The 5,798-nt window shown below is 69.8% G+C and carries 6 protein-coding genes; 1 reads left to right on the top strand and 5 read right to left on the bottom strand.

Annotated elements, in window-relative coordinates:
• From ACWELQ_RS36115 to ACWELQ_RS36125, 3 genes are all read right to left on the bottom strand, one after another.
• Positions 1–1,283 (bottom strand): phytoene desaturase family protein (locus tag ACWELQ_RS36115; RefSeq protein WP_452401505.1); only part of this gene is annotated, 1,283 nt, incomplete at its 3' end.
• A gap of 36 nt (positions 1,284–1,319) precedes the next feature.
• The gene (locus ACWELQ_RS36120; protein WP_452401506.1) at positions 1,320–2,855 is read right to left on the bottom strand and encodes an FAD-binding protein; all 1,536 of its coding nucleotides are present in this window, start codon (positions 2,853–2,855) and stop codon (positions 1,320–1,322) included.
• A gap of 87 nt (positions 2,856–2,942) precedes the next feature.
• Positions 2,943–3,845: an NADP-dependent oxidoreductase gene (locus ACWELQ_RS36125; RefSeq protein ID WP_452401507.1), complete on the bottom strand. Its 903-nt coding sequence runs from the start codon at positions 3,843–3,845 to the stop codon at positions 2,943–2,945.
• A 66-nt stretch (positions 3,846–3,911) separates the two neighbouring features.
• Between ACWELQ_RS36125 and ACWELQ_RS36130 the strand changes: the two genes are divergently transcribed.
• Positions 3,912–4,334: a winged helix-turn-helix transcriptional regulator gene (locus ACWELQ_RS36130; RefSeq protein ID WP_452401508.1), complete on the top strand. Its 423-nt coding sequence runs from the start codon at positions 3,912–3,914 to the stop codon at positions 4,332–4,334.
• On the opposite strand, the gene ACWELQ_RS36135 is transcribed toward ACWELQ_RS36130, so the two are convergent.
• Positions 4,324–4,962 (bottom strand): class I SAM-dependent methyltransferase, encoded by a 639-nt coding sequence (locus ACWELQ_RS36135; RefSeq protein ID WP_452401509.1) that lies wholly within the window; start codon positions 4,960–4,962, stop codon positions 4,324–4,326. The two genes, ACWELQ_RS36130 and ACWELQ_RS36135, sit on opposite strands and share 11 nt — an antisense overlap.
• Positions 4,959–5,798: TY-Chap domain-containing protein (locus ACWELQ_RS36140; RefSeq protein ID WP_452401510.1), on the bottom strand; the 840-nt coding region annotated here is incomplete at its 5' end. The genes ACWELQ_RS36140 and ACWELQ_RS36135, both read right to left, overlap by 4 nt.

The raw sequence follows: 5,798 nt of genomic DNA on the forward strand, positions 1-5,798 counted from the left end.
TGACCAGCTGGGTGTCGTGGGGGCCGGGCACGAAAGGCCCGGCGGCGCGCAGGATCCGATAGCTGTCGTACGGGTTGTGCCGCAGGTGCGGGGGTGTGTATCCCGAACAAGGTGAGGGTCTGGAAGCCGCGCTCGAGCAGTTCCGGCGCGAGAATCGTCGGGTCGGTCAGGGTGTGGCAGTAGATCTCCGAGGGCGGGGCCGAGGGCAGCGCGCCCGCCGCGGCCTCCCGATAGGCCTGTTCGAGCTGCCGCGCCGATTCGGAGATATGGAAGGTCCCGGCGAACGCCGCGCGCGGATCCATATGCGCGTCACGCAGTTTCGGCAGCCGCCGCAGCAGCATATTGATCTTCAGCTGCGCCCCTTCGGGCTTGTCGGCCCGCTCGCCCAGCAGTCCGGCGAGCACGTACGGCGCGGCGTTCACCAGTACGTGGCGAGCCGTCGCCGTGCTTTCACCATGGCGGCCCGAGAACCGGACTTCCGCGCTGCGGCCGTCGGTTTCGATCCCGGTGACCAGGCTGCCGGTGCGGATCTCGGCTCCGGCCGACCGCGCCGCGGTGGCCAGAGCGTCGGTCAGCGCGCCCATGCCGCCGACCGGCACGTTCCAGTCGCCCGTGCCGCCGCCGATGACGTGATAGAGGAAGCAGCGGTTCTGCAGCAGCGTCGGATCGTGGGCGTGGGTGAAGGTGCCGATCAGCGCGTCGGTGAGCACCACGCCGCGCACCAGGTCGTCGGCGAAACGCGATTCCACCGATTCCCCCAGGGGGCGTTCGAAAATCGCTTCCCACGCCGCGGAATCGTCGACCGTGCGCTGTAATTCGGCGCGGGTCGGCAACGGCTGCGTCATGGTCGGGAAGACCCGCCGGGCCAGCCGCCCGGTCATGCCGTAGAAGTCCTGCCAGGCCGCGTAATCCCGCTCCGAACCGGTCACCTGCGTGAAACTCTCGCGGGTGGCCGACTCGGAGCCGTTGTCCACCAGCAGCCCGGTATCCCCCACCGGCGTGTAGGAGGAGATGCGGCGCTTGCGGGTCTCGAAACTCAGATCCAGGTCCCGCACAATGCGTTCCGGCAGCAGGCTGACCAGATACGAATACCGCGACAGCCGCGCGTCGAACCCGGCGAACGGCCGCTCCGACACGGCCGCGCCGCCGGTGCGCTCCGCGCGCTCCAGCACCAGCACCGACCGCCCGGCCCGAGCCAGATAGGCGGCGGCCACCAACCCGTTGTGCCCGCCGCCCACCACGATCACGTCATACCCGGTCCGCCCGGGCGCACCCGCTGTCATGCCGCTATCGCATCACACGGCAGGGGTCGGAGGCCGCTAGCGGGCGCTCATGTCGAGGGCGGCGAGATGGCTGAACAGCACCGACGCGCCGATCGGGTTGCCGCCACCGGGGTAGACGGTGCCGCTCACCGCGGCCATGGTGTTGCCCGCCGCATACAGACCCGGGATCGGATCGCCCGCCGTGTCGAGGACGCGGGCGGCGGTGTCGGTGCGCAGGCCGCCCTTGGTGCCCAGATCCGAGATGCCGAAGGCGGCGGCGTGGAAGGGGCCCTTCACGATCGGGGTGAGCGGGGGTTCGCCATTGGAGAAGGCGCGATCGTAGGCTTCGTCGCCGCGACCGAAGTCCGGGTCGACGCCCTCGGCGGCGAAGCCGTTGAAGCGGGCCACGGTGGCGGCCAGCGCGTCGGCGGGGACACCGATCTGCGCGGCCAGCTCCTCGAGTGTGTCGGCGGTCTTCCACAGGCCCGCCTCGACATAGCGTTCCGCCTCGACCATCGGCACATTGCTGGCCTTGATGGGCGGCACGACGCCCTCGGTGTCGTCGTAGATCATCCAGAACGGCAGCGTCACCGACCCGTCGTTCAGCTGCGCGATGATGTCGCGGCCGAGGCGGTCGTAGGGCGCGGACTCGTTGACGAAGCGGGTACCGGACTGGTTCACGAACAGGCCGCCGGTGAACCACAGCGCGAACGCGGCCCGCCCATCCGGATGGATCAGGCCCGGCGACCACCACGCCTGATCCATCAGGTCGGTGTCCGCGCCCACGGCGATGCCCGCCTCGTGCGCCAAACCCTGATTTCCGTACGGCCCCATGGTGTCCCGGGCGACACCGGGCACTCCGTAGCGCTGCCTCAGCACGTCGTTGCCCTCGAAACCGCCCGCCGCCAGCAGCACGCCGCGGCGCGCGCGGATCGCCACCCGCTGCCCGTCGCGTTCGACGATCGCGCCCGTGACCGCGCCGTCCTCGGTGACCAGCTCCACCAGCGGAGTGTTCAGGTGCAGGGCCACATTCGGGAACTTGGCCAGCGCCAGCAGGAACCGGCCGATCAGGGCGCGCCCGCCGATCAGGTAATCCGGCTGCGGATCGCCGTGCCGGTCGGTGCCCAGCGGTCCGCGCACCGAAGCGCTCAGCTCACCGAGCTTGGCGGCCTTCAGCGGGGCCGGGATGATGTGCCGCTTGCCGTCGGTGCGGGCCTTGGGGGCCTTGCCGAAATAGTCCGGCCACGGGAACATCTGGAACGCGAAAGCCTCGTCCTGCTCCAGGTATTCGATGACGTCGGAGCCGCGGCGGACGTAGGTCTCCTGCAACTCGGCCGGGGTGCGGTCACCGACCACGGCCCGGAAGTAGGTGAGCGCGTCCTCGACGGTGTCGTCCACGCCCGCCCGGCGCAGCACCGGATTGCACGGGAACCACACCCCGCCGCCGCCCGAATACGAGGTGGTCCCGCCGAATTTGTCGGTGGCCTCGACCACCGCCACCGTCAGCCCCTCACGGGCCGCCGTGTACGCCCCGGCCAGGCCGCCGCCCGATCCGGCCACCAGGACATCGACTTCTTCGTTCCAGTCCGTCACCGTTACTCCCTGCGCAAAGTGGTCTCTCCGCGACGGTATGCGCAGGTGACGGTACGCCGCATCACCTGTCCCGATGGCCGGATCGGTTCAGTCCTGCCAGGCGGTGAGCACGATCTTGCCGCGCACCCGGCCGGATTCACCGAGTTCGTGGGCTGCTGCGGCCTCGGCCAGCGACAGCACGCGATCGATTTCGCCCCGCAGCCGCCCCGCCTCGATCAGTGCCGAGACCTCGCGCAGATCCGCGCCGGAGGGGGTGAACCAGAGGCGGTGATAGCGGGGATCGGCGAGCGGCTCCTCGCCCTGGGCGTCGATCACGACGCCCTGCGGGGTGAGCACGCGCAGGGACCGTTCGGTGTAATCGCCGCCGACCAGGTCGAGGACGATATCGACATCGCCGACCGCGGTCGTGAAATCGGTTGCCGTGTAATCGATCAGCTCGTCCGCGCCGAGACCGCGCAGGAATTCGTGATTGACGGCGCGGGCGGTGCCGATCACGTACGCGCCGCGCGCCTTGGCGATCTGCACCGCCAGATGGCCCACGCCACCGGCCGCCGCGTGCACCAGAACCCGCTGCCCGGAACGCACTTCGCGCAGGGCCTGCCAGGCGGTGAGCACCGCCGTCGGCAAGGCGGCGGCCTGAACGTGATCGAGCGCCGGAGGTTTGGGCGCGAGGAACTCCTTCGGTGTGACGACATATTCGGCGTACGCCCCGGCACGGCTCAGCACATTGCCGAAAACCTCGTCGCCGGGCCGGAATTCGGTGACCTCGGTGCCGACCTCGGTCACCACGCCCGAAACGTCGAAGCCCAGCGTGAACGGTGGCGGGCCCAACTTGGTGACCGCGCCCGAACGCAGCTTCCAGTCCGCGGCGTTGATCGAGGTGGCCGCCACCCGGACCAGGACCTCGCCGGTGCCCGGCCGCGGTGTCTCGACCTCCACCGTCTCGAGAACGTCCGGCCCGCCGAGGGTGCGTTGCGTGATCGCTTTCATGCTCACGATCCTGCGGCCGATAGTATCTTTCGGGAAGAAGGCACTATTTCGATCCCGAGGTACCTCATGGATACCGTCTCCGACTGGGAGCCATCCGGAAATCTGGTCGACAGCTATCTGCGGCGCTGTCCGGCCCGCGACGTGCTCGCGGTACTCGCGGACAAGTGGGTGCTGCTGGTGCTGGGCACGCTGCGCAAGGAGGGCGGCCCGATCCGCTTCAACGAATTGCGCCGCCGCCTCGACGGCATCACCCAGAAGGTGCTGACCCGCACGCTGCGCGATCTGGAACGCGACGGGCTGGTGCGGCGCACGGTGTATCCCACGGTGCCGCCCCGGGTGGAATACACGCTCACCGACCTCGGGGCGGACCTCGGCCACATCACCCACGCCATGGGGCAGTGGGCGCTGCGGCACGCGGACGAGATCGCCGTCTCCCGAGCCGAATTCGACGAGCGAGCGGCCCGGGAGCCGGAGCCGGTCAGAGCTTGACGGCCAGCACGTTGCCGTGCGGGGTGCGCTCGTTGGCGCGGGCCTCCCGGGTGAGCGTGGCGACGGCGCGGAAACCGTTGGCGGCCAGCGTCTCCGCGAAGGTGGCGGGCGCCCAGCGGTAGGCGGGCGCCACCTTGTGGTCGTATTCGGTGATACCGGTGGGCTCGTCGGTGGCCTGGAAGCCGAACAGAGCATGCCCGCCGGGCCGCAGCACCCGCGCCAGTTCGGTGAGAACCTCCGGAATGCGCTGCGGCGGAATGTGAATGATGGAGTACCAGGCCACCAGCCCGGCCAGCGCGCCATCGGGGAACGGCAGTCGTTCCATGGGGCCGACCTCGAAGGAGAGCTCGGGGAACTCCGCCCGCGCCAGGCGAATCATCTCCGGCGACAAGTCGATTCCGGAGACCTCGAATCCGGCCGCGGCCAGGTGGGCGGTCACTCGGCCGGGCCCGCAACCGATGTCGGCGACCGGTCCCGGATCGCTCTCGGCGACCAGCTGCGCGAAGGCGTCGATCATGCCCCGGTCGAAGGGGTTGTCGAGCAGTTGCCGGTGGATGAAATCGGCGTACTGCTCGGCCACTTCGTCGTAGGCGGCCCGAGTGACACCCATATCTGCTGTCTCGATCACCCCTCGACCTTAGGCGCGGAGACGCCCCCGATCGACCCCGTGGACGGCGACCGCACCGGCTGATCCAAACCGTCCAGCAGTACCCGCAGCGGACCCTGCGGCGGCAGCAGCGTACGCAGCGGCAGCACCGCCAGCCGCGCCAGCCTGCGTAGCTCACGCGGCAGGGCGGGCAGACGAATCTCGATGCGCCACAACGGATACTGGTGATCGGGATGCTGCCAGCCGTCGCGGAGCATGAACTTCAGCACCCGCGGCGAGAGGGCGCGGGCGGTGGCGCTGGCCAGTTCCAGGCGCAGCAGCTCGCCGTGACGGTCGATGCGGGCGCGATGCGGTTCCCCGGCGTCCACGGTGAGCTGCCCGGCCTCGTCCAGATCGGTGATGAGCGCGGCCAATTCGTCGAAGAACTGCGCCCATTCGCGTTCGCGGGCGCGATGCGCGGCCCGCTGCTGCTCGATGATGAGGCGGCGGTCGCGATCGGTCGCGGGCACCAGATGCAGTTCCACCGTGTCCGCGTCGGTGACCACCCCCAGGGTGAGCCGCGCGTCCGGCCAGGCCGGTCCGTGCACCTGGCCCAGCACCCCGTAACGGGGCAGGCCGAATTCGGCCCGAAAGCCGTCCACCGCACGGGCGTGCGCGGCGGTGCGCTGCTCACGCACCTCGTCGGGCAGGCCCTCGTCGTAGAGGAAGGATTCGATGCTGTCGCTGAGCGTCAGGCAGACCGCCTCCAGGCGATCGCCGTCAATCGCGCCCAGCAGCGCGAAGCCCACGATGAAGCTCAGGATCGAGCACACCGTGAACACATTGCTGCGGAACAGATGCATGGGCAACATCGGTTC

This window comes from Nocardia sp. NPDC004722 (genome assembly GCF_053601505.1).